This is a genomic window from Parajatrophihabitans canadensis, from assembly GCF_053764775.1.
The window spans coordinates 1921533-1946363 of sequence record NZ_CM132445.1 but is presented as its reverse complement, the minus strand read 5'-3'; the positions used below and the strand labels follow the sequence as shown (position 1 = coordinate 1946363).

The following is a 24831-nucleotide window of genomic DNA, read 5'->3' as shown; positions in this document are numbered from 1 at the left end:
CCGGCTAACCACTTCGCTGTGGCGAGCCCTTCATCACCCCGAAACGGGTCCTCAGGCGCTACGGCTGAGGGTGCGAACGTGAGTCGAAGGTAGTGCGATCAGGCATCGCCAGCAGCGTCGGCTAGCTGGCGAAGGCCGTTGACGATGCCCCCGGTGAGATCACCTGTCGTGAAGGAGGCTCGCATAGCCAGGGCTGCAAGACCGCGATGCGATTGGGAATGCGCTCGGCGGAGCGGCCGCCCGTGACTATCTCCAGTCGTCGCTGGCCGGGCGAAACCGCAATGAGGACGGGCGCGTCGTGCTTCGCAGCCAACTTTGCGAACATCTGCTCGGCGAGCGCCCGGGTGTCACCAGGTAGCTGGCCGACATAGACGCTGAACAACAAACCCGTCTCACGAGAGGCGAGCGTGATGGCTTCGTCGATCCGCGAGAGCTGAGCCGGCTTGAACGGTCGATCAGGGCTGATATCGGGGCTGCGTGGCGTGGTCAGCTCTTTATCGAGCCCACGAGCGACGGCTACCTCTTTTGAGCTCCCACCGGTAGCCGATACACCGCCGACGCTCGAGCTAGCCACCAGACTGTTCGTACCGTCACCACTCACCGCTTGCACCCCCTGACGCCTTTGCCGGTTCGGCCACTGCTCCGGACACCGCGAGCCTGGTTCCGGCCTCGAGAGTGTTCGCTGATTGCAAGCTGGACACCGGTCCCTCGTGCTCTGGATGCGGCAGGTACCAGACAGGTTTGTAGTCCCAGGACGACCCGGGACGGTACCGCGGAGCGCGCACGGCTCCGGGCCCGAGCGTGACGATCGCGAATACGGCGAACACGCCAGCGGGGATCCCCACGAAGACCAGCACCGTTTCGACGATGCTCATATGCCCCTCCAGCCCTGCAGTGTGCGTGCTCTTCCGCTCACACGGTATCGAAACGTTCGCATCCCAAACCCGCTGGGTGTCAGTTTCTGCGCCCAGCACGGATTCTGCCCGTTGGTGCGCACGATGACACGTCGCGACGCGAGGCGAATTTTGGCTCAGCTGGCTGAAGCCGCTGCTGGCGCCAGCGCCGGGTCATAGCCCAGGTACCGGTCCCACGAGGGGTCGCGTTTCGCCCAGCCGAGGACCAGGGCGACCGTCGCGGACGGCTGCACCGGCGGCCGCGGCAACGACCAGCCGATCTCGGACAGCAGCCGGCTGCCCTTGCGATGGTTGCACCGGGCGCAGGCAGCAACGACATTTGTCCACTCGTTGCGGCCACCCCGAGAGCGCGGCACCACGTGGTCGATCGTGTCAGCCCGGACGGCGCAATAGACGCAACGGTGGGCGTCACGGGCGAGAACAGCGCGTCGGGTGAGCGGGATCTGCCGACGGTACGGGACCCGCACATAACGGCATAATTTGACCACGTGGGGGATCTGGATGGAGGTGGTTGCCGAATGCATCAACTCGTCCCCAGCCTCGACCATGATGGCTTTTTCGGCGAGCAGGAGCACCACGGCGCGTCGTGTAGGAACGACACACAGCGGTTCATATGACGCATTGAGCACAAGCGTCCCCGCCACCGGCCTCACCTCCGAGTGTGTTAACAGTCAACCCGACGCCGACCGATCCCGCACCCATTAATTGCCGACGACACACCGTCGACTTCGACGACATGCCCCGCGCACAGCCTAGGAACCGGGAAAGGGAGAATGGAGCGGTGTCCGTGACCCCAATTTCGCTACCTGCTCGGCTGTCACCGTCTGTTCGGCCACCCGCGAGCGGCAGTCGCGCCATGTTGCCGTGGTAGATCAGCAGTTCTTCGACGAGGCGGGCGGTGCAGAAACCTTCCGGCTGCTCGTGGAAAGGTTCTACGCCGGTGTGGCTCTGGATCCGTTGTTGCGGCCGTTGTACCCGGAGGAGGACCTCGGCCCGGCAGCAGATCGGCTTACCCTCTTCCTGATCCAGTACTGGGGCGGCCCCGGCACGTACTCCGAGACGCGCGGGCACCCACGGTTACGGATGAGGCACGCTCCCTTTGTGATCGGCGAGGCTGAGCGTGACGCGTGGCTGCGACACATGCGCGCGGCCCTTGTCTCACTGGACCTGCCAGCACCGGTATCCGAACGCATCTGGGACTACCTGGTGATGGCTGCAGACGCGATGCGCAACACCCTCACCTGAGGCTCCGTGGGCAGCTTCGAACGCGGTCAACGGACGGTCCGGCCCGCGCCGGCTGACTAGACTCCTGCCTACGATTGCCGTCGCGTTGACCTACACCGCGCTCGTCCACAGAGGGAAGTGGCGTGTCCGACGCTCAGAACGACCACATTGAAGACGCAGCAAGCGTCGGGCTCAGCAACCCCGTTGCGTCCGACTTCGACGACCTAAACGCCTTCGACGACCTCGATCACGACAGTCTTGGCGCTGCACACCAAGCCGGGAGCGGCTGGTGGCGCACCGCGATCTTTTACCAGATCTATCCGCGCAGCTTCGCAGACGGCAACGGCGACGGCATGGGCGACCTGATCGGCGTCAGAGACCGCTTGGATTACCTGGCAATGCTCGGGATCGACGCCTTGTGGCTCAGCCCGTTCTACACCTCCCCGATGGCCGACGGAGGTTACGACGTAGCGGATCCGACAGACGTCGACCCGATGTTCGGCACCTTGGCCGACTTCGACGCCCTGATCACCGGCGCGCACGAACGTGGCATCAAGGTGACGGTCGACATCGTGCCGAACCATCTCTCTGATCAACACGTCTGGTTTCAACAGGCGCTGGCGGCGGCGCCGGGCTCGCCCGAGCGCGCGCGCTTCATCTTCATGGACGGAAGCGGCCCGGGGGGCGCAACGCCACCGAACAACTGGCCGTCCATCTTCGGCGGCCCGGCGTGGACCCGGGTCCCCGACGGCCAGTGGTACCTGCACATTTTCGCGCCCGAACAACCCGACCTCAACTGGGCCAATCCCGAGGTCCCTGCCGAATTCGAGCGGATCCTACGGTTCTGGCTCGAACGCGGGGCAGACGGATTCAGGGTGGACGTCGCCCATTCGATGGCAAAGCCGGCGGGACTGCCCGATATGGACCTCACCGAGTATCAGGGCCCAGGTACGCAGCTCAATCCGGATCTCCGCTTTGACAATGACGGTGTCCATGAACATCTGAAGATGTTTCGCCGGGTAATCGACAGCTACGAAAACCGGATGGCCGTCGGCGAGGCCTGGGTGCCGGACGACGAACGCCTGGCCCGGTATGTCCGCGGCGACGAGTTGCACCTGACCTTCAACTTTCGATTAGTCGAAGCCGAATGGTCAGCTGCGGCATTTCAGGCAGCGATCGACGGCTCATTGACTGCGATGGCCGAGGTCGGCGCGCCGTGTACCTGGGTGTTGTCAAACCACGACGTGGTGCGGCACGCAACGAGATACGGCGGTGGCGAACTTGGGCAGTCACGCGGACGCGCTGCAGCGTTGGTTCAGTTGTCATTGCCTGGGGCTGCCTACCTGTACAACGGCGACGAGCTCGGCTTGGAAAATGTCGACCTGCCTGACGACGTGCTGCAGGATCCGACCTGGGAACGAAGTGGCCACACTGAGCGTGGGCGTGACGGCGAGCGGGTTCCGCTGCCTTGGAAGGGCAAAGAGCCGCCGTTCGGCTTCGGCGATAGCGACAGCAGCTGGTTGCCGATTCCCAAAGAGTGGGCGGCGGTCACTGTGGAAGCTCAAGTGAACGATGATCAATCGACGCTGTCACTGTATCGAGCTGCCCTTCGCCTCCGCCGTCAGCTTCCAGAACTGCAGAGTTCGAGCTTCACCTGGCAACGAGCCCCCCGCGGGTGTCTGGCCTATCGCAGAGGCCCCAACCTGGTGGTCGCGCTCAATGCCGGGGATTCGCCGGTGGACTTGCCTCCCGGCGAAGTCCTGCTCTCTTCATCACCCATCGAGGGCGACAAGCTACCGGCGAACACTGCCGTCTGGCTCCGGGCCTAGCGAAGCACGATCACGGGATCGACAGCCCACCGAGGAGCCCCAGCGCGTTGCCGGCAGAAGCGACGAAGGTCGAGCCGAACTGGGCTGCCACCCGAACCCAACCGGGTGCGACGTCGATGGCAGCTGACGTGCCCCGGGGCAAGAAACCCATTCGCGTCAAGGCGCTGACTGCGCCCAGAGGTACGTCAACGGTGTGCCCTGGAGAAGTCGCCGTCAGCACGATGGAATTCACCAGCGCCTCTTGCGCTGGCTTGCTCGCCGCCTCCCTTGCGAGCTGTGCGCCTGAGCGGATGAGATCTCGCAGTGTGGAATCCGGCACGATCTCGACTCGGTGCCAGCCCTTCCGCGGCGGCAACGGGGTAAGCCAATGCGCATCGTGACGTTGAGGTATGTCACCGGCGTCGTCGACCCAACGCAGAAAATCGGTCGCTGCGACGGTGATGTCGTAGGAACGTTCGGACTCAATCAGCAGTGCGCGTCCTGCCACAACGTCGTAGGGCAGCCGGATGAACCCGGCGACGAGCCCGGGGTCGGCTCGGATCCGAAGCATCGTCAGCGGATCGATGGACAACGCACGTTCGGCCATCGGTGCGAGTTCGGCGACGTCGGCAGAGTCGGGCATGGTCGACGTCGGCACCGAAATCACCCCTTTCCGTTCGGCAGGGATGTCACGGCTCGCTCGTCGCCGTTGCGGGTGCCCTCGATATCACCGGAGCCGGGACTGTCGGTGCCGGGACCGTCTGTGAACGAGTGCAGCAGCCGGCGCTCCTCCGCGCTGAGCCGGCGCGGGCGTTCGGTGGCGAAATCGTAGGTCACCAGATCGGTCGAGGCACGCGCCACCAGCTGCTCACCATCGAAGACGTCGTAGCACACCCGAAAGGATGCCGCCCGCACCTCCTCGATCCAGAGTTCGAGCCGCAACGGTTCGGGGTGATATATCACTGGCTTCAGATAGCTGATCTGATGACGGGACACGACGGTACCTCGCTCGAACGATGAGTCGTAGCGGTCGAAGAACATCGAAACGCGTGCCTGCTCGAGGTAGGAGAGGTACGCGGTGTTGTTCACGTGGCCGTAGGCGTCCATGTCCGACCATCGCATTGCGCACCGTGCAACGAACCGAGGCATTTAGTCGCGGGTGAGCTTACGGTGGGTCACCGCATGCGGGCGGGCTGCTTCGGCTCCCATGCGCTCGACCTTGTTCTTCTCGTACGAGTCAAAGTTGCCTTCAAACCAGAACCACTGCGCGGGATTGTCGTCGGTGCCTTCCCAAGCCAGGATGTGCGTCGCAACACGATCGAGGAACCATCGATCGTGGCTGATGACCACGGCGCAGCCCGGGAATTCCAACAGGGCATTTTCCAAAGAACCGAGCGTCTCGACGTCAAGGTCGTTGGTCGGCTCATCGAGCAGCAGCAGATTGCCGCCCTCTTTGAGCGTCAAGGCGAGGTTGAGGCGGTTACGCTCGCCGCCGGACAGGACTCCCGCCGGCTTCTGCTGGTCGGGACCTTTGAATCCGAAGGCGGACAAATAGGCACGGCTCGGCATTTCGACCTGGCCGACCTTGATGTAGTCGAGCTCGTCCGAGATGACCTGCCAGACCGTCTTCGTTGAGTCGATGCCACCACGGTTCTGGTCGACGTAACTGATCTTGACCGTCTCCCCCACCCGCACCTCGCCCGAATCGGGTTGCTCGAAACCGACGATGGTCTTGAACAAGGTGGTCTTACCGACACCGTTCGGGCCGATGACACCGACGATGCCACCCCGCGGCAACGAGAAGGACAGGTCTTTGACGAGCAGCCGACCGTCGAAACCCTTGTCGAGATGGCTGGCTTCGACGACGACCGTACCCAGTCTCGGGCCCGGCGGAATTTGGATCTCTTCGAAGTCGAGCTTGCGGGTCTTCTCCGCCTCGGTCGCCATCTCCTCGTACCGCTGCAGCCGCGCCTTGGACTTCGCCTGGCGTCCTTTGGCGTTCTGCCTGACCCACTCGAGTTCTTCGGTGAGCCGCTTCTGCAACTTCTGGTCTTTCTTCCCCTCGATCTTGAGCCGCTCGGCCTTCTTCTCCAGGTAGGTCGAGTAGTTGCCCTCGTAGGGGTGTGCGCGGCCCCGGTCCAACTCGAGAATCCACTGGGCAACGTTGTCGAGGAAGTACCTGTCGTGGGTGACGGCCAGGATCGTGCCGGGATACTTCGCAAGGTGCTGTTCCAGCCATTGCACGCTCTCGGCATCGAGGTGGTTGGTCGGCTCATCGAGCAGCAACAGGTCAGGTTGCTCGAGCAGTAGTTTGCACAGCGCAACCCGGCGTCGCTCACCGCCAGATAGATGGGTGACCGCCTCGTCGCCGGGCGGGCACCGGAGCGCGTCCATCGCCTGCTCGATGCGTGAGTCGAGTTCCCAGCCTTCGCCGTGCTCGATCTTCTCCATCAGCTCACCCTGCTCGGCCAGCAATGAGTCGAAGTCGGCGTCCGGCTCACCCATCGCGGCAGACACCTCGTCGAAGCGGGCCAGCCAACCGCGCATCTCAGCGACAGCGTCCTCGACGTTCTCGCGGACCGTCTTCGTCTCGTCTAGCGGCGGCTCCTGCTGCAGCAGGCCGACGCTTGCGCCCGGAGCGAGCAAAGCCTCGCCGTTGGACTCTTTGTCGAGCCCGGCCATGATCTTCAGGACGGTCGACTTACCAGCCCCGTTGGGACCAACCACGCCGATCTTGGCGCCGGGCAGGAATGCCAGCGTGACGTTGTCGAGAATGACCTTGTCACCGTGTGCCTTGCGAACGCGATTCATGGAGTAGATGTACTGAGCCACTAGATGTCCTTGCCACTTTCACTCGAGCCGTGGTTACAGATGAGCCGTTCGGCCAAACCTTAGTGTCCAGTGTCCCAGTTCCGCCGCGATGTCGTGACGCCTGCCCACATCCGAGCACGTTCGCGGTGCGAACAGGCGCTGGCAGCCAGCGAACGGCCGTGTGAAACACCCCCATAGAGGTTAGCTCTGCTAATGGTTCGTTCACCGAACTACTCGGTGTACCGTGGCCAATCGTGAACTCCTCGGATGACGCACTCACAAAAGTTGAACCGGCACTCCAGGCGGTTCGCGCTCTGGCGCGCGTCGCTCGGGCCCTCGACCGAGCCTCTGGCGAACTCAGCCTGGCGCACTACCGGGTACTGGCCGCGATCGCGGAGGGTGACGAGCGAGCCTCACGAGTTGCTGTCCGGTTGGCGATCGGTAAGCCGACGATCAGCGCCGCGGTCGAGGCCCTGTGCCAGCGGGGGCTGATCGTGCGTGCCAGCGTTGCCGGCGATCAACGCGCGACTGCCCTCAGCTTGACCATTGAGGGTCAGTCGCTATTGGACTCGGTCGAGGCCACCATGCTGACCTGGCTGAGGGATGTCTGCGACCGAACGCCGGACGGCGCCCGGGTCATGCAATCGCTTAGTTGGCTCGGTGCCGCGATCGACGAGGTCGCGGACGAGAGATTCCGGCAAACACGTGCTGTTGTTGGGGCGCAGACCGACGGGCCTAAAAGCGGAGCCAACCGATGACCGAAGCCGAACACGGCTGGGTGCGGCGCCTGGGCGGCTACGTGATGAGGCAACGGCGCAACGTTCTGCTCGCGCTGGTCGCAGCCGTGGTCGGTAGCGCTTGTCAGACCGGTGTGCCTCTGATCGCCAGGCAAATCATCGACAAGGTCATCATCGCTCGCACCTCGCCGCTGTGGCCCTGGCTGCTATTGCTCGGTGCCGCTGCGCTGCTGAGTTTCGCGATGTCATACCTGCGCCGCTACCGGGGCGGCCAGGCTGCGCTGGCCGTTCAATACGATCTACGCAACGAGATGCACGACCATCTACAAAAGATGGACCTGCAGAGCCTGAGTCAGATGCCTACAGGCCAACTCGTGTCCCGAGCCAACTCCGACTCCACCCTCGTACAAGGACTGCTCAGCTTCTTGCCGATCATGAGCGGCAATGTGCTTCTGATGCTGCTCTCACTCGGCGTGATGATCTACCTCTCCCCGTTGCTCGCGGTCGTGAGCGTCGTCGTGCTACCCGCTCTGCTTGTCGTCTCCTACCGAATGCGCCGACGGGTCTTCCCGGCCACCTGGGACGGCCAGCAGCGCGAGGGGGACGTCGCTCAGATCGTCGACGAGGACGTCAATGGCGTTCGGGTGGTTAAGGCGTTCGGTCAGGAACAGCGCGAACTCGATCGAATGGTCGACACCGCCAGCGTCCTCTACGGATCGAGAATGAGAGGAGTCCGACTGCAGTCGCGCTACCAACCAGCGCTCGAGGCAATACCGACGTTCGCCCAGGTGGCGATTCTTGCCCTCGGCGGTTTGATGGTCCTACATGGTCAGATAAGCCTGGGAACATTTCTGGCCTTCTCGACCTACGTCGCTCAGTTCGTAGCGCCCGCGCGCCAGCTCGCTGGTGTGCTGACGATCGCCCAGCAGGCACGGGCGGGCGTCGAACGGATATTTCAACTCCTGGACTCCAAGCCCGCGATCTCGGACACACCCGACGCTGTCGTGCTGGCCCGGGTACGTGGCGAAATTACGTTTCACCACGTGGTCTTCGGCTACGACGAGAAAACTCCGGTGTTGCACGAGCTCAACCTGCACATCGCTGCCGGCGAGCGGGTAGCGATCGTCGGCGGCAGTGGCAGCGGTAAATCGACGGTGGCAGCGTTGATATCGCGTCTGTATGACCCGGACGAAGGCAGTGTGCACCTCGACGGGCAGGACGTCCGAAACGCCACCCTGCATTCGGTCCGCAGCCAGATCGGGGTGGCCTTCGAAGAGAGTTTCCTGTTCTCCGATACCGTCCGTGCCAACATTGCCTACGGCAGGCCAGCTGCCTCGGCCTCCGAGATCGAAGCCGCGGCCCGCGCCGCGGCGGCTGATTCGTTCATCGCCGAATTACCCAACGGCTACGACACAATCGTCGGCGAACGCGGCCTCAGCTTGTCCGGCGGTCAACGCCAACGCATTGCCCTTGCCCGCGCGATCCTTTCTGATCCCGCGATCCTGATTCTCGATGATGCGACCAGCGCTGTGGACGCCCGCACCGAGGAGGCAATCCACGATGCGCTTCGTAGTGTCCTTGGCAACCGCACGACGTTGCTGATCGCGCATCGGCTGTCAACCTTGCACCTTGCCGATCGCATCCTCCTTCTCGAAGAAGGGCGCATCGTCGAAGAGGGCACCCACGAGCAGTTGTCGGCACGAAGCTCGCGCTATCGCGAATTGCTGTCGGGCGAACGCGAGGACTTAGCAAGTCAGGCCGGAGATCAGATCGAGAAACTCGCCCCGCTGGTCTCCGCGCGATCCGGCGTTACGGCGACCGCCTGGTCAGCGAGACAGGCCGGGGATTTGCCTACCGGCCGACCTCCGGGTGGTTCAGCTCGAAGCATCGGCGCGCCGAGCATCGGACCAGGGCTTGGCGGCTCGGGCGGGAGCTGGCGACTCAACCTCGCTGCGACTCCCGAGCTACTCGCGCGCGTCGCCGCGCTTCCGCCGATCAAAGACTTCCCTGAGATCGATCTCCCCAAGGAATCCGAACGGGACCGCACTTTCACCCTGCTCCGATTGCTGAAAGCCTTTCGACGGCCGCTCCTGATCGGCCTGATCCTGGTCGTCCTCGACGCGCTTGCGGCCTTGGCCGGGCCGATCCTCATCAAGACCGGAATTGACAACGGAGTTGCGGCCCAGTCGAAGACAGTGCTGTTCGCTGCGGCCGGGGTGCTGCTCGTGATCACCTTTGCCGACCTGCTCGACCAGATTGCCGAAACGTTCGTGACGGGCCGCGCAGCTGAACGGATCATGTTGTCGCTACGGATCAAGGTCTGGGCACAGCTGCAACGGCTTTCGCTTGACTACTACGAACGGGAGATGGCCGGCCGAATCATGACCCGCATGACGACCGACGTCGACCAGTTCGAATCGTTGATCGAGAACGGCCTGCTAGCCGCGCTTGTTTCCTTCGTAACCTTTCTCGGGGTCGGAGTCGCTCTGGTCGTGATCAATTCCGTTCTAGGACTATGGACACTCACCGTGGCGATCCCCCTGGGGATCGCGACAGTATTCTTCCGGCGACGGGCCGCAAAGCTGTATGACCAGTCCCGAGAACGGATTGCGATCGTCAACGCCGACTTTCAGGAGAGCCTGTCCGGGGTACGAGAGGCCCAGGTCTTCGTCCACGAAGCAGCGACTGTCAAGCATTTCCACAGCCTCGGAAAGCATTATCTCGAGTCGCGGGTCGCCGCCCAACGTTTGGTGGCGACCTACTTTCCGTTCGTACAGTTCCTCTCTGCGGTCGCGGACGCGATCGTCCTCGGAGTGGGAGCCCGGCTGGTGGCGTCCGGGCAGCTGACTACCGGAGCGCTGATCGCTTTTCTGCTGTACATCGATATGTTCTTCTCACCCATCCAGCAGCTCTCGCAGGTCTTCGATTCTTGGCAGCAGACCCGGGTTTCGGTCGACCGAATTGCCGAGCTGATGGCTTTGGAAACCCTGACCCCATCAGCGGAAAATGCCATCGAACCCGGTCGTCTGCTTGGCGAGTTGGAGCTTCGCGACGTCCATTTCTCCTACCCGAGCGCACCGATCAGGCCCTCGCCACAGCGTCGGGGCCCGGCTGACCCCCGCCTGATCGGTCGGCCCGAGCAACTGGTCCGCCCGGAGGCCTTGCGTGGCGTCGATCTCTTGATCGGCAAGGGTGAAACCGTCGCCCTCGTTGGCGAAACCGGTGCCGGTAAGTCGACGGTGATGAAGCTGTTGGCCCGTTTTTACGATCCGGACGAGGGCAGTGTCACTGTTGACGGCCAAGACCTGCGCAAGCTCGACCTGCACGGGTTCCGCATTCAACTCGGATACGTACCTCAAGAAGCATTCCTGTTCAGTGGGTCGGTAAGGGACAACATCGCCTACGGCCGACCATCAGCAACTGACGCCGAGGTGGAGGCCGCAACCCGGGCCGTGGGCGCCCACGAGTTCGTCGCGGCGCTGCCCGGCGGTTATTTGCACGAGTTGACCGAGCGAGGCAGATCTCTGTCAGCCGGACAGCGTCAGCTCATCGCGCTTGCGCGGGCCGAACTCGTAGACCCTGCAATACTTCTGCTCGACGAGGCGACCTCGAATCTCGACCTGCTGAGCGAAGCGCACGTCAGTGCGGCGATGCAACGGCTCGCCCGACAACGTACGACGATCATCATCGCCCACCGGCTGCAGACCGCTCGCACCGCGGACCGAATCGCGGTACTGGATCGGGGCACGATCGCCGAGCTCGGCAGCCACGAGGAGCTGATCGCAGCCGACGGAAAATATGCTGCAATGTGGGAGGCGTTCGAGGTCAATCGCTACGCAGGAGCATCCAACTCACAAGCCAGCTAGTTCAGCACATCAGTGACCGCACACTAAGGTCTAGGCGGCTAACTGCGGGCGAGAGGAACGACATGGCACGAATGGACGCAACGGTTGCACTCGTTACCGGCTCGACCAGGGGAATCGGACGAGCCGTGGCTGAGCTGTTCGCTTCCGAAGGCGCCCGAGTGGCCGTGCACGGCACGCGCGAATCGGATGCCGCCGCGGTGGCTGCGACGATTCCACGTGCGGTGGGCTTCGGCGCCGACATGGGGGACCGGGAGGCCGTCGCATCGATGGTGCAGCGCGTCACCGAAGCGCTCGGACCGATAGACGTGCTCATCAACAACGCCGGCATCTCGGCTCGAAGCGCAATAACGCGTGTGACCGACGAAGAGTGGGATCGAGTGATCGCCGTCAATCTCACCGGTCCGCTGGCCGCCATCCGAGCGGTCGTACCAGGCATGAAGCGTGGCTCGGGGGGCTCGATCGTCAACATGATTTCGGCCGCGGCGACGGATGGCTTCGCGGGTTTCTCGAGTTACGGGGCATCTAAAGGCGGCTTGCTCGGTCTGACCAACACCCTGGCAGTCGAACTCGCGATGTTCAACATCAGAGTGAACGCGGTGTCGCCGTCGGCGCTCACTGAAATGAACCGGCAGCTGCCGCCCGAACTCTTGAAAACCCTAGTGGATCGAGGCATGGCCTCGGTCGAATCGGTCGCGGACGCGGTCATGTTTTTGGCTTCAGACATGTCTCGGGACCTGACGGGCCAGGTGCTCGAGGTGACCGGCGGCCTAGCTCACTGAGTCAGGTCATCGGGTGAAGGCGGCACGGGCAGCATCTCGACCTTCAGCCACTTGAGACCAGAACCCGGTCGTGCCGGCTTGAAGCTCTCGCGCGGCGCCGATCATGCCTGCCATGGCCGCATAGGCGAATGCGCCACCGACCGAGATCCGGCGGACTCCGAGGTCCGACAGCTCGGCTACGCCTGGGCCATGTGGAAGCAACAGCACGTTCACCGGTCGATCGACCGAACTGACTATCGACAAGATGTCAGCCGGAGCTGTGACGCCCGGTGCGTAGAGGACGTCTGCGCCTGCCTCCTGAAAGGCCTGCAGTCGCTGGATGGTGTCGTCGAGGTCTGGCCGCCCGTGCAGGTAATTCTCGGCACGCGCCGTGAGGAGCACCTGGTGTGGCCCAGCGTGAGCTGCAGAAGCCGCGGCGACAATGCGATCCATGGCCAGCGCAAACTCATAGATCGGCGCGTCGTCGCTGCCGGAGTAGTCCTCAATCGAGCAACCCGCGAGGCCGACATCGGCTGCGGCGACGACGGTGTCGGCGACCTCTTCAGGCTGATGGCCGAATCCGTTTTCAAGATCAGCAGAAACGGGAAGGTCGCTAGCCCGCACTATCGAGGCCGCATGGTCAAGGGCCTCGGCTTTAGTCACCGAGCCGTCCAGCCGGCCGAGCGAGGATGCGAAGCCGCTGCTCGTCGTGGCAAGCGCCTCGAAACCCAGCCACTTCAGTACCGCAGCCGAGCCCGCGTCCCACGGATTCGGCAGCAAGAGCACGTGGTCACCGTTGTGCAATTCCAGAAAACGTTGGTACAGGTCGGGCATCTCGCTCGAAATCGCCATGCCGCCGAGGCTAACAACCGACTCCGACAGGCCGTCGTGGTCGGATTCGGACGTGCTCGGGTTCGGACGTGGTCGGACATGACAGTCCCGCTGCCGATCCGCCGCCAAATATCTGCCAAATCGTCGCCGGAATGCGTTATCGACCCCTCACCTCGGACAGGCGTGTGCCGATAAGCACGATGTGACCCTCTCTCAAGCGATGCGACCGCGAGACCACGGCGAAGCGACGAAGGCGGTCTTCAACCTGACCGCTGTCGCTGCCGCAGTCACCGGAGTGTCCGCGGTCTGGGCGCCCGAGACAGCTCACAGCAGCCCACTTGCGGTCGTCGGGATGCTCGCGGTCTTGGCACTTGTCGTGCTCGCAAGTTGGCTGCTGCGCAGGGCCCATGGAGGCAACGATGTCTGCTGGGCGCTTTTTCCGCTTTTCACCGTTGTGCTGGTCGTCGCGCTGGATCTACTGACGCGGGATGCGTCCATCACCGCGCAGATCTTCCTCTTCTTTCCCGCTCTGTACGGCGCGTCACAGTTACGCCGACCAGGCGCGATCATCGTCACCGCCGCAACCGTCCTCGCCGATGCCGCTGTGGTGTTCAGCCTGCTGACTCCACAGCTGGCCTTCGTGAACGTTATTTACATGAGTGCGGCACTCGTCACGTCGGCCATGCTGCTCATCAAGGCCGGCGAGCGAAACGACGCCTTGGTGGCGAAGCTACAAAGGCAAGCTGCCGTCGATCCCCTGACCGGTCTGGTCACCCGCCGAGTTCTCGATAGCGCAGCTCGAACGGCGCTGTCGGGTGCAGCCAGTGAGCAGGGCACGGTACTGATACTGCTCGATGTCGACCGCTTCAAGTCAGTCAACGACGAATACGGCCATCCGGCTGGCGACGACGTGCTCGTACAACTGGCGACGATCATCACCAAGCGCTGCAGACCGTCCGATGTAGTGAGCCGCCTTGGGGGCGACGAACTGGCGCTGCTGCTCTCCGGGACCCCGCCCCACGTCGGCTACGAGCGAGCTCTCGAACTGCGCGCGGACGTCGCCGAGCACGTCTTCAGGCTGGCCGAAGGTCAAGAGCTCCGGCTATCAGTCAGCGTTGGCATCGCACACGCGCCGACTCACGCGTTGGACTTGCGGGCGCTGTACAGCGCCGCGGACACCGCTCTCTACGACGCGAAGCGAGGCGGCCGAAATCGGGTCGCCATCATGAAGGAGGACGCGAAGCTCATTGCCCACTGACCTGTCTGTTTCGCCAGCAATCGCCGGAAAACGTCTCAGCCGTAATCTTTTCTTAGCTCCGGGACCCCCTCAGCCGGGTAAGCTCTAGCGACGGGACCCCCATAGTCAACCTAGGTCGGCCTCTTGATACAGCGTCTCCCAGTACTTACCGTAGGCACGATTCACCTGCCGTCGGCTCGCGAATTCGCGCGCCACGGCGGCAGACACGTCGTTGAAGGCGTGCTCGCGCCAACTCTTACCTTCTACATAGCGATGACGTTCGGCGGTCTTCGCCCGGCGCTCATCGCTGCGTTATGCCTGTCCTACACCGTGCTTGCCGTCCGTGCCTTCGGACGTCGCCGGTTACCAGGCATCGTCGTCCTTGGCGCGGTGTTGATCACTGCACGTACGATCCTCGCCTTTGCGACCAACAACACCTTCCTGTATTTCCTCCAGCCCAGCCTCGGCAACTTCTGCCTAGCCGCGCTCTTTCTTGCTTCGGTCGCCAAGCGGCAACCGTTGACCCGAAGGTTGGCTGACGACTTCTGCTCCTTCCCGAAGAGTATGTCCGGCCACGACGGACTCCACCAGTTCTTTTGTCGGCTCTCATTACTGTGGGCCGTCGTCTGCGCCGCGAACGGAGCGGGCAGCCTGTTGTTGCTCAGCTACGCCTCACTCGGTCACTTCTTGATCTTCAAATCGCTCATCTCCTACGGTCTGATCATCAGCGGCATCGTAGTTTCGTACTTGTGGTTCCGGCGATCGATGGGTTCTGCGGGCTTGCGGGTGGCATTCGCCCGACATTGAGCGCGGCAATGTCACTTTGTTGATCAAGGCATTTCTCCATCACCTGCGCTCGGCGGCTGCGTCCGTCGGGCTCGAAGCCGAGTAATCGGCAACGCACTGGTTAAAGCCCGGGTAAACCTTGGGGGCAGTTGTGTGCCGATGTATTGACTGATCTGCCGGAAATGACGAGAGTGAGAGTTCGTCCTCACAAGAAGCTCTCAGCCGGGGGTGTTTCGGCAATGATCACAAGCCGTCCTCGCAAGCTCTCGACCTTGCCTCGCCGCGCGATCGCGTTTGGCGCAACAGCTGCGACCGCCTTCGGCCTGCTCGCGACGACCGCGATCGGCACTGCGAGTGCAACCAGCGCCGACAAGCACTCCGCGGGCTCCTCGCGGCCCGAGAACCAGAACCCGGTGGTGCTGTTCAGCTCAGACGGCATGCGCCCAGACCTGATGCAGCGCTTCGCCGGCCAGGGGGCGATGCCCACGTACGCCTCGCTCATGCGTGCCGGCGCAACCGGCGACAACGGTCTAACCCAAGGCTTCCCGCCTAACACCGGGCAGGGCTGGTACACCCTCGCCACCGGCGCATGGCCCGGGGTGCATGGCAGTACCAACAACACCTTCTTCGACACCCGGCAGCCCTTCACAAGCTCGACATCGTTTTCTTTCCACGGCAACGGAGCCAGCCCAGGTTCGGACCCGACCAACGTTCTCGAGGCGCAATCGGTGGCTTCTTCTGCCGAGCTAGCGGGCAAGAAGGTCGCGCAATTGGAATGGACGGGCGGCCTGAATGCCAACATCGCCGGGCCAACCGTTGACTACGCCACGTTCTTTTCCCAGCGCGGCGTGCTCGAATATCCTGCCGACTCCACCAAGCAGAGCTCGGCAGCCAGCTTTGGCCTGTCATACCAGGTAGCTGCCTTCACACCGGCCAGTGGGTGGACGAATGTGCCGACAAGTAAAGGCGTTTCCGCGCAACAGACGACTTTGACCGTTACCTCGACCTCGGCGGCGCTCAATCCGACGCGGGTCTTTGACCTCTACGTCTACGCCAGCGGTCGGCATGGCTACGACCGAGTCGTGATGGTATCGACCGCAGCGGGCAAGGACGGCTCGAAAGCAGCGGCGAATCTGATCCCGCGCACATACAGTGCAGTAAAGGTCGCCGGGGCAGACGGTCTAATCGGCGCTGCTGCGGGTGAAAGCGCCGGTTTCTACGTCGACGTCACGACCCTTACCCCAGACCTGTCGAAGTTCGGTCTGTACTTCACCTCACTGACGAGGCCAAACGCGCATTGTGCGACTGCCGCGTGTGACGCGCTACCAGCCGGAGCCCCGGGTGAGGACAAGCTCGCGAAATACATCTCTGACAATCTGCCACCAGCTGTATTCGGCGACTTTGCGCCCGAGGAGGCCGGCCTGATCGACGAGGACACCTGGTTCGCTCAGACTGTGGGTCTCAACCAGGCCTATGACACCGCGGTGTTCCGCTACGTACTCAAGACGCTGCAGCCCGATACCAACGTCTTGTTGGCAGGCACCGATCAGACGGACGAAGTTAGCCATCAGATCCTCGGCCTGTTGACGCCGACTGCCCCGGACGGAACCGCGAATCCTTACTACGACCGTGTCGCCGGTGTCGGTCCTCGTGATCACCGACTCGACCAGCGAGCGGCTTACCTAAAAGACGCATACTCCTCGGCGGACGCGCGTCTCGGATTGGTGCGTTCGCTGATCAAGAACGCCGACGTGCTTGCCTCCAGCGACCATGGCTTCGCACCCCAATGGGAAGCGGTCGATGGCCCGCTCGTGTTGAAACAACTGGGCTTGCAAGATGTGGAGCAAACAGGAAACTGCCGACCCGCCGCAACGAGTGCACCCGGAGGCACCATCGCCAAAGCCTGTTGGGCAGGTGCAACCACCCAGATCTATCTGAATCTCAAGGGTCGCAATCCTGATGGCGTGCTTGCCGCAGCCGACTATCAAGCCACCGTGGACAAGATCGTTGCTGCCTACCGTGGGCTGAAAGACCCCACCACCGGTAAGCCGATCGTCGAGAAGGTACTGACCAAGGCTGAGTTGGCCGACGTCGAAGGTAGTGACTCGCTCAACCCCACTCGTTCGGGCGACGTCGTCGTCGTCACCAAGGTCCCCTACGAATTTGATGGAAACACCGTCGGGACGCTGGTCGCCCCGTCGAAGTTCTTCGGTCAACACGGTTACCTGCCCGAGGATGTCGATCTCGCGCACAACATCAACATGCACGCAACCTTTGTTGCAGGCGGGCCGGATATCTCGCATATGCGATCTGTGCAGGGCGTCCGGGCCGTCGATCTCGCGCCAACCCTGGCGATCCTCGGCGGCTTCAACCCGCCCTTGCAGGCGCAGGGCCAAGTGCTGACGTCAATCCTTCGCGATGGGAGCCGCTACTCCACGGGCCAGTTGCTCGGGATCAACGACGTACACGGAAACCTGACCAACAAGGGCCTGACGTACACCGATCCGTATACCGGCGTCAAAGACACCGCAGGTGGTATCGCCACCCTGGCGACCTACCTCGAGCACGCCAGAGCGAGCGATCCGCACGACACCGTAACCGTCGAGGGCGGCGACATGGTCGGGGCCAGCCCGCCGGAATCAGGACTGCTCCGCGACAAACCCACGCTCGACGCTCTGAACGCAATGGGAATCGACGTGGGCACGCTGGGCAATCACGAATTCGATCGCGGCGTCCCTGAGATGCTCAGGCAGGTGAACGGCGGCCAGTCAACCGTTGATCCGAGTATCACGTTCAATAAGCTCAACTTCCCTGTTGTCGATGCCAACGTCATCAGCGATACGACGAACAAACCCCTTCTGAAGCCCTACACAATAAAGTCCATCGGTGGAGTTCCCGTCGCGTTCATCGGCGCCACCACCGTCACGACGCCGACGATCGTGACGACCGGCGGCACGACCGGGGTGCACTTCACTGACGAAGCCACCGCAATCAACGGTGTAGTGAATCAACTTCAGCACGCAGGTGTGCACGCCTTCGTCGCCGTCGTGCACGAAGGGGGCACCCAATCGAACTACCCGGTCGGCACCGTCAACGATCGAATCAACGACATAGCAGCACATCTCGACCCCGCTGTCTCAGTCCTCATCAGCGGACACAGCCACACCGTCGTCGACACCAGGGTCGGCCATGCTCTGGTCATTCAGGCATCGTCGTTCACTCGTGCTTACGACCAGGTCCACCTGTTGCTCGACAGGAAGTCCCGAACGATTGCCGCGACCTGGGGATCGGTACAACCTGTCTGGGCAAACACGCCTCCACTGACGACCGACCCGAGCGCTCCTGTGATCGCGCCTGACCCGGCGGTCGAAGAGATTGTCGACGCCGCGCTCACGGCGACAAACCCGGTGACTCAGCGCGTGATAAACGCGGCGTCAGCTGATATTCCGTCGCAACGTGAAGGCGGAGCTACTGCCGCCGGGGAGTCTCCGGCCGGTGATCTCATAGCAGATGCCCAACGCGCGTATGCCCAAACGCAGCTCGCCTTCGTGAACACCGGAAGCGTCCGCGCCGGGTTGTTGGCTGGCCCAGTCACCTACGGCAATCTGTTTACCATGCAGCCGTTCCAGGACGACTACGTGGATACGTTCACCTTGACCGGCGCGCAGGTCTGGGCGTTGCTGCGACAGCAGTTAGCAGCGGGCACGGGCGGGATCATGCAGATTTCCGGCCTGCACTTCACCTACACCGGTACGCAGGGCTCCGGCACGATCACCGGCGTTTTCCTTGGCCCAGCAGGCGACAACAGCAATCCGATCCCCGACGATGCCACGTCGAGCTTTACTGGAACCGCCAACTCATTCATGATCGGTGGCGGCGACGGGTTCACCGTCCTCGAGCAGGCTGGCAACATAGTCCAGACGGCCGATGCCGAGCTAGTCCCACTGGTCAACTATGTAGCCGGCCTGCCGAACCCGTTCGCGTACTCAACCGATGGACGCATCGCGATCGGCTGACGCTCATCCACGCTAGAACTTAGTCGCTCGATTCGCGATCGGCATGAGCGGTTGATCCGATCACGCCCTTGGCGGCACTGACGACAGTGACCTTGGCGACGTCCGCCAGACGCGCTAACTCGGCTCGAGCACTTGCTGGCAGGTAACCTCGACCGATCAGAATGCCGATCGCGATGTTTACCAGTGACATCTCACGTACGCCTATCGAAGCGTCGGCGTGAGAAGGTGCCGGTGGCTCTCGATCGAGCCGGATCGCGTCCATCGGAAGTCCGAGCGCAAAGCTCAAGTCAGCTGCGAAGTCTGTGAAAGCTCCCGCGGTCGCAGCATAAAATTCGACAATGCTGCCGTGCGCAGCAGAGCTCACTGCAGGCAGCGCCAGAACGGCACTTGTCGCGACGTCCGCTGGTAAGGCACCATCCGGAAACCTGATCGTGATGGGTAATCCGTCGATGACGAGCGTGACGCACAAAGCCAGATAAGACGGAACTGACTGCCGCACGCTGTCAGCCAGCGCCTCCAGAGCATGTTCAATATCGGTATCCGCCTGGTCGAGCGCGCGGCTCAACACACCAAGATCAGCAGCCAGTGCGGCGGAAATCTCCATGGAATAACCCCGAGCGGCCCGAACGCCAAAAGGGGTGCAAGGCTGCGTGCGGGGCAAGACGCGATGCATGCAGACCTAGGCCAGAGGCGGGTCGGGTCCCGATTCCTACGGCGTCAGTGCGGTAGACGCTACACCTGTTGAGGTCCTCGGACTGCCAATGCAGTCGCGGGATGCTCAATCATCGGAATGCCTGGCTCGTGCGCGACGAACTGCCTCGTCGACGATCGATTGCGCGACGACAGCCGATTTCCGATTCTCCGTCTGGCTGATGACGCGCAGCCGCTCGAACGCTTCTTCTGACGTACAACCTGCCCGGCTCATCAAGATTCCGAGAGCCTGATCAATGATCGCCCGACCGTTGAGGGCAGCCTGCAGGTGAGCAGCCAGCCGGCTCGCCTGGGACAACGCCTGAGCATTCTGCACCGAGATCGCGGCCGGTACGGCGAACAACTCCCCCAGCTCGACAGCTCGGTCATCGAAGGCGTTTCTGGCGTGAGCGTAAACGTTCATCGACCCCAAGGTGCCTGTCTCGGCGAGCAAGGGCAGCGACAACACGCTGTGCACGCCGAGGCGACCGGCTCTCGGACCGAAGCGCGGAAACGCCCTGTCGCCGCCCAGCGAGGACGAACGGACGGTCCTGGATTCAGCTGCGGCGGTTATACACGGACCTTCGCGCAGGCCGTACTGAATCGCGTCGACATCTCGGACGAAGTCCGCGGTGGCGACTACGGTGTCCGGTCGGTCGTCTTGAAACAAGGTCAAGCCGGCACCGTCGGCTCCAGGGATTGCACCGACCGCGAATTCGGCAACATGGGTGAGCACTTCTTCGAGACCTCGCTGCCCTCGGCCCGAGGCCAACCGAGACAGCCCCGTGAGACTGTTCCGTAGATCGTCGTCGTCGGCCGCATTTGAACCCGTAGTGCCCTGCGTCATCGCCATCTCCACACGCGGTACCGGATCCGCCTTGTGATGTTAGCGTGACCAGAGAACGGCTTCATGTCGGTCGAGCGAATATGGGTCGGTTGGGCCGCGGTGGCGCGATACCTCTGGCCTCACCGAGGTGCGCGAGGATCGCCGAATCGGGTACCGGACGCGCGTAGAAGTAGCCCTGCGCAGAGTCACAACCCTCAGCCGTGATCGCCTCGTGTTGGGCCTGATTCTCCACTCCCTCAGCTATCACGACGAGGCCGAGCAAGTGTGACAAATTCGCGATCGCGGACACGATCGCAGTTGCCGACAGCGATTGCCCAACCTGCGCGATGAAGCTCTGATCGATCTTCACGATGTCGATGGGTAACTGGCTCAGATAACCGAACGACGAGTAACCAGTGCCGAAATCGTCCAAAGCGATCCGGATTCCGTGGGTTCTGAGATCAGCTAGAACGCCAACGGCCCGATCACTGTCTTCGATGAAGGTGCTTTCTGTGATCTCGAGAATCAAGGCTGTTGCGTCCATCCCCGTCTCAGCAAGGACGCTCAGGACCGTCTGGACGAACCCGGCGGCCATCAGCTGACGAGCAGAGACGTTGACGGCGACATCCAACGGATTATCAGGGTATTCGGCAAGCCAGCGAGTTCGGTCCCGGCAGGCACGGTTGAGGATCCAGGTCCCCACCACGTTGATGAGGTCGCCTCGCTCGGCGACCTCGACCATAGACAGTGGGTTGACCGGCCCGCGCCCTAAAGGCGTCCACCGGAGCAAGGCCTCGGCACCCAGCACGACGCGATCAGCTGCGCGAACGATTGGTTGATAGGCGACCTCGAGCTCGTCCGCCTGACAGGCCTTGCGAAGTTCTGCGTCCATACTTTGCCGGACCTGAGATTCCAGTGCTTCCCGCAGATCCAGGATCTGGTGCCCGGCGCCGCCATTTCGCTTTGCCTGATACATCGCGATGTCCGCATCAATGACGAGCTGTTCGGACACGTCTTCACCCGCACCGGCATAGGCCATCCCGACGCTTGCCGTGATGACCTGCGGCCCGACGGCAAGGTGAAATGGTGCGGCGAAGGCTGCATCAATTCGTTTTGCGAGACCCTCGATATCAGAGGAATCACGGAGGTCCTCGCACAAGAAGACAAACTCGTCACCTGCCACTCGAGCCAAGGTATCCCCCGGTCGCACAAGATCGGCGAGACGGTTGGCTACCGCTACCAGGAGCTCATCGCCAATTCGGTGACCGTAGGTGTCATTGACCACCTTGAAACCGTCGAGGTTTGCAAAGAGAATCGCCGCGGTGCTGTGGGAGCGACGGCTTCTGGCAGCCGCATCCTCGAGCCGCTGTTGCAAGAGCGTGCGATTCGGCAAGCCTGTCAACGGATCGTGCAGTTCCACATGCCGGAAGCGGTCAGAATTCGCGCGCGCCTCGGCCCGATCCTGGCCATTTCGGAGATAGGCCGCAGCCACGTACGCAAGTGTCTGGGCGACAGCAAGGTCGTGCAGATCGAGCATGCCCGGTTCATCGCGATACAGGTCGAGGGCACCGAGCTCACCGCCGCCGCCATGGCGCAACGGGAAGGTGAACACAGCGGCGAGGCCAAGGGCTGTCGCCGCGGGGCCGAAATGCGGAAACCTTTCATCACTGGCCAGGTCTGGCGCGGCGACCGGCAGACCCGATTGGATTGCCGACAGCCGAGGTCCCTCGACGATATCTGTCTGCAGACTTTCGTAGCGGAACGCGACTTCACTTGAAGCCGCTACGTAGCGCGGCGAGGGTCCGTCTGAATTCAGAGTCATCGCTGCCGCGCTCACGGGCAGGATCTCGACGATGCGCCGTACCAGGTGATCCAGAATGGACTGGATGGGAAACTCCGTCACGATCGTTCGGGCGAAATCGCTCAGGACAGCCGACAGCTTGTCGTCGTGTGCCACGGTCACCATCCCGTCGCCGACGCCAAGTCGGGCAGGGTGTGGACGAAGTCAGCGAGCTTCGACCATCAGAACCGGAGGAGCCTGGTTGCGAGCGATCGCTCTACAAGGCTCAGGTCCTCTGGCCTTGGTTCCAGGCTGGCTGCACGTCTCAACCAGGCAACACGTTACGCGCTCAAGTAAAGCCCATGCAAGGAAACGGCGTTGCCTATCGACGACTAACGGACCTATTCCGGCCAAAGGTCGCAAAAACCTGCTTCTACTACTCCGGGCCAGGGCCAAGCCCGAGCGAGAGCAAGGTGGCTTCCTCGCGAAACGTCTGATACATAGTCGATTCGAGCGACAGGTTCAGCTGGCTCTTGATGTGACCGATTCGAATGCTCAGGTCCGGAGCCGGTCCGTCTGGACCCATCCGCGGTCCGCCAGCGGGAGCCGACAGAGTCGCGAGCTTGTTCGCCCACTCGCGGGCAGTACTTTCGAGTTCGGCACCGGGCACGCATTCATTGATCAGGCCCCATTCGGCTGCGGTCGCGGCAGGCAACGGATCACCGAACAAGGCGATCTGTTTGGCGCGTGCCAGACCGACGAGTCGCGGCAGGATCCACGCGCCACCGCCCTCGAGCGGTAGCCCTCTACGGACGAAGATCTCCCAGAAGCTCGCCTCCTCCGCCGCGATCGTCAGATCACAAGCAAGCGCGAGCTGACATCCACCGCCCGCCGCCATCCCGTTGACCGCAGCGATGAAAGGCGTCTCGCTACGCCAGATTGCGTCCATGAGGCGAGCCCAACCGTAAAGAATCCCGTCGTCGCGCGCGGTATGTGGCGAGCCGCGGCGGCGCTCCGGCGGTATCTCGAAAGGGCCGCCTTGTTGGGTGATGTCGGCGCCAGAAGAAAAGACCGTGCCGTTGCCGGTGATGACAGCGACCTTGACCGCGTTGTCTTCACTAACCTCGTGGATGGCCTCCAGTAAGGCATCCCGTAGGCCCATCCCGTTCGGCCCTGCGCCAGCCGGGTAGTGGTCCATCGCGTTGCGCTTGTGCGGCCGGTTCATGCGCAGCCAGGCGACGCCGTCGACGACCTCATATTGCAGGCCCGCGGAATCCCAATCCTCAACTTTGGCGGTCATGGTCCGGCTCCTATCTCACGAGGTTCAGTACTGAGTTCAGTGCGATACAAAGCGAGTTTGGGACCGCTGCATGGTGCGCAGCCCAGGTCCGTCGCGCACTGACCGTACTACGAAGAATCCACTTCGGTGATGTGAGCATTCACCCACCGCTAACGGTTGCATTTCAATCGTCGGCAGGCATCACATGCCTAGTCAAAGACAAAGTGCTCGATGAGGGTGGCTAGGGCATTGGGTTGATCGGACTGGATCGAGTGACCTGCACCAGGCACAACTTCCGACCGTGATGCCGGTGCTCGACGTGCAAACTCTGCGACGTCTGCATCGGAGACGAAAACACTTTCGCCGCCGCGTACCTGCAGGACGGGTACGGCTATCGAACCAACGTCGTCCCACAAGTAGCTGAAATCCGTCGGACCCTTCCTGTCGCCCGGCAGGTCATATCGCCAAGCCCAAGTGCCGTCTGCAAGCTGCTTCGTGTTATGTATGACGCCGCGGCGAACGGCCTCGGCCGGACGACGGGGAGACGCCCGGACGGCGGCCTGCACCATCTCCTCGCGGGTGGCAAAGGTCTTTTGGCCGCCAACCAGCGCCGTGGTGCCTCGCTGCTCTTCAGTCATCGTCTTCGTCTGCAGCATGACGCCTGGAGTTACGTCGACAATCACCGCGCGTCGGACCAGGTCGGGCCGGGTGCTCGCAAGGCGAATCGTCGTCAGGCCACCGAGAGACATGCCAATGACAGCGGCCGCATTCGGGGCGAGCTCGGCGATGGCCGCTGCGATCGCGATCGCATTCTCCACCGGCCAGTAATCATGATCCGGTCGCCAGTCCGAATGACCGTGGCCGGGCAAGTCGACAGCGATCGCGGGTCGTCCCAACCTCATTGCCACCAGATCCCAGGTGTGGGCGTTCTGGCCGCCGCCATGGACGAACACCAATTCGGGGTCTGCGGTACCCCACACCAGAACACTCACCTTCTGGCCGGTGCCGATGTCTACCGAAGTCCGTCTAACTGAGGGAATGGAGTCAGCCCCGAGGCCAAGTTCAGCAGCCACCTCGGACAATGCGTCGAACTCCGTTTGGGCCGCACCGGAATCGTCGGCCTGCGTCTCGCTCACGTCAGCGTTCCTCCGTAACTGTGAATCTCGGGTAGGTCACCAGCCATGATCGTGTCCGCCACAGATACTGCTCGGCCCGCACCGACGGGGTCAAGCATGCTCGAGCTGCGGGTCGCAAGGGCTCCTGCCTTC

General features: G+C 62.7%; 20 protein-coding genes. 8 read left to right on the top strand and 12 right to left on the bottom strand.

Translation table 11 applies throughout. From position 1 onward, the window contains the following. Nucleotides 1-121: 121 nt before the first annotated feature. From ACSMXN_RS09620 to ACSMXN_RS09610, 3 genes are all read right to left on the bottom strand, one after another. On the bottom strand, nt 122-601 hold the full coding sequence (locus ACSMXN_RS09620) for a DUF5130 family protein (protein ID WP_455407740.1): 480 nt from the start codon (nt 599-601) through the stop codon (nt 122-124). Further along, complete coding sequence (gene ctaJ / locus ACSMXN_RS09615) at nt 591-875, bottom strand: aa3-type cytochrome oxidase subunit CtaJ (protein WP_022911646.1); 285 nt, start codon at nt 873-875, stop codon at nt 591-593. Before ctaJ ends, ACSMXN_RS09620 begins: the two co-directional genes overlap by 11 nt. Nucleotides 876-1030: 155 nt before the next feature. After that, the gene (locus tag ACSMXN_RS09610; RefSeq protein WP_027139004.1) at nt 1031-1558 is read right to left on the bottom strand and encodes an HNH endonuclease; all 528 of its coding nucleotides are present in this window, start codon (nt 1556-1558) and stop codon (nt 1031-1033) included. 220 nt (nt 1559-1778) lie between these two features. Here ACSMXN_RS09610 and ACSMXN_RS09605 point away from each other — a divergent pair, with 220 nt between their 5' ends. Continuing rightward, nucleotides 1779-2159, top strand: coding sequence for a globin (locus ACSMXN_RS09605; RefSeq protein WP_022911644.1), 381 nt, complete (start codon nt 1779-1781; stop codon nt 2157-2159). Nucleotides 2160-2440: 281 nt separating this feature from the next. Beyond that, entirely contained in the window at nt 2441-3967 is a 1527-nt protein-coding gene (locus tag ACSMXN_RS09600; protein ID WP_027139003.1) for a glycoside hydrolase family 13 protein, read from the top strand. Nucleotides 3968-3977: 10 nt separating this feature from the next. On the opposite strand, the gene ACSMXN_RS09595 is transcribed toward ACSMXN_RS09600, so the two are convergent. Genes ACSMXN_RS09595 through ettA form a run of 3 tightly spaced genes read right to left on the bottom strand, consistent with a single transcriptional unit; the run spans nt 3978 to nt 6778 of the window. Continuing rightward, nucleotides 3978-4604, bottom strand: coding sequence for a hypothetical protein (locus ACSMXN_RS09595; protein ID WP_155958247.1), 627 nt, complete (start codon nt 4602-4604; stop codon nt 3978-3980). Nucleotides 4605-4609: 5 nt separating this feature from the next. Then, nucleotides 4610-5068: an acyl-CoA thioesterase gene (locus ACSMXN_RS09590; RefSeq protein ID WP_196811126.1), complete on the bottom strand. Its 459-nt coding sequence runs from the start codon at nt 5066-5068 to the stop codon at nt 4610-4612. A gap of 27 nt (nt 5069-5095) precedes the next feature. After that, complete coding sequence (gene ettA / locus ACSMXN_RS09585; protein ID WP_022911640.1) at nt 5096-6778, bottom strand: energy-dependent translational throttle protein EttA; 1683 nt, start codon at nt 6776-6778, stop codon at nt 5096-5098. A 233-nt stretch (nt 6779-7011) separates the two neighbouring features. On the opposite strand from ettA, the gene ACSMXN_RS09580 reads away from it, so the two are divergent. From ACSMXN_RS09580 to ACSMXN_RS09570, 3 genes are all read left to right on the top strand, one after another. Beyond that, nucleotides 7012-7515, top strand: a complete 504-nt coding sequence (locus ACSMXN_RS09580) for a MarR family transcriptional regulator (protein ID WP_022911639.1) — start codon at nt 7012-7014, stop codon at nt 7513-7515. After that, the gene (locus tag ACSMXN_RS09575; RefSeq protein WP_022911638.1) at nt 7512-11360 is read left to right on the top strand and encodes an ABC transporter ATP-binding protein; all 3849 of its coding nucleotides are present in this window, start codon (nt 7512-7514) and stop codon (nt 11358-11360) included. The genes ACSMXN_RS09580 and ACSMXN_RS09575 overlap by 4 nt, the downstream gene beginning before the upstream one ends. Nucleotides 11361-11422: 62 nt before the next feature. Further along, nucleotides 11423-12139, top strand: coding sequence for an SDR family oxidoreductase (locus tag ACSMXN_RS09570; RefSeq protein WP_027139002.1), 717 nt, complete (start codon nt 11423-11425; stop codon nt 12137-12139). A gap of 6 nt (nt 12140-12145) precedes the next feature. Here the strand turns inward: ACSMXN_RS09570 and ACSMXN_RS09565 are convergent, their stop codons facing one another. Next, on the bottom strand, nt 12146-12970 hold the full coding sequence (locus ACSMXN_RS09565) for an isocitrate lyase/PEP mutase family protein (RefSeq protein WP_081648963.1): 825 nt from the start codon (nt 12968-12970) through the stop codon (nt 12146-12148). A 181-nt stretch (nt 12971-13151) separates the two neighbouring features. Here ACSMXN_RS09565 and ACSMXN_RS09560 point away from each other — a divergent pair, with 181 nt between their 5' ends. The 3 genes from ACSMXN_RS09560 (at nt 13152) to ACSMXN_RS09550 (ending at nt 18988) form a co-directional block, all read left to right on the top strand. Next, nucleotides 13152-14207, top strand: coding sequence for a diguanylate cyclase (locus ACSMXN_RS09560; protein WP_455407739.1), 1056 nt, complete (start codon nt 13152-13154; stop codon nt 14205-14207). 123 nt (nt 14208-14330) lie between these two features. Continuing rightward, entirely contained in the window at nt 14331-14993 is a 663-nt protein-coding gene (locus tag ACSMXN_RS09555) for a VC0807 family protein (RefSeq protein ID WP_022911634.1), read from the top strand. Between the two features lie 218 nt (nt 14994-15211). Then, on the top strand, nt 15212-18988 hold the full coding sequence (locus tag ACSMXN_RS09550) for an alkaline phosphatase family protein (RefSeq protein WP_022911633.1): 3777 nt from the start codon (nt 15212-15214) through the stop codon (nt 18986-18988). A 19-nt stretch (nt 18989-19007) separates the two neighbouring features. Here ACSMXN_RS09550 and ACSMXN_RS09545 read toward each other — a convergent pair whose 3' ends face one another. The 5 genes from ACSMXN_RS09545 to ACSMXN_RS09525 form a co-directional block, all read right to left on the bottom strand. Then, entirely contained in the window at nt 19008-19592 is a 585-nt protein-coding gene (locus ACSMXN_RS09545) for a hypothetical protein (RefSeq protein WP_022911632.1), read from the bottom strand. A gap of 174 nt (nt 19593-19766) precedes the next feature. Beyond that, nucleotides 19767-20525, bottom strand: a complete 759-nt coding sequence (locus ACSMXN_RS09540) for an ANTAR domain-containing protein (protein WP_035942876.1) — start codon at nt 20523-20525, stop codon at nt 19767-19769. 61 nt (nt 20526-20586) lie between these two features. Next, nucleotides 20587-22461 carry an EAL domain-containing protein gene (locus ACSMXN_RS09535; protein WP_196811125.1) on the bottom strand — a complete coding sequence of 625 codons (1875 nt, stop codon included), beginning with the start codon at nt 22459-22461 and terminating at the stop codon, nt 20587-20589. A gap of 259 nt (nt 22462-22720) precedes the next feature. After that, on the bottom strand, nt 22721-23584 hold the full coding sequence (locus ACSMXN_RS09530; protein ID WP_022911629.1) for an enoyl-CoA hydratase/isomerase family protein: 864 nt from the start codon (nt 23582-23584) through the stop codon (nt 22721-22723). Between the two features lie 188 nt (nt 23585-23772). Continuing rightward, the gene (locus ACSMXN_RS09525; protein WP_022911628.1) at nt 23773-24699 is read right to left on the bottom strand and encodes an alpha/beta fold hydrolase; all 927 of its coding nucleotides are present in this window, start codon (nt 24697-24699) and stop codon (nt 23773-23775) included. Nucleotides 24700-24831: the final 132 nt, after the last annotated feature.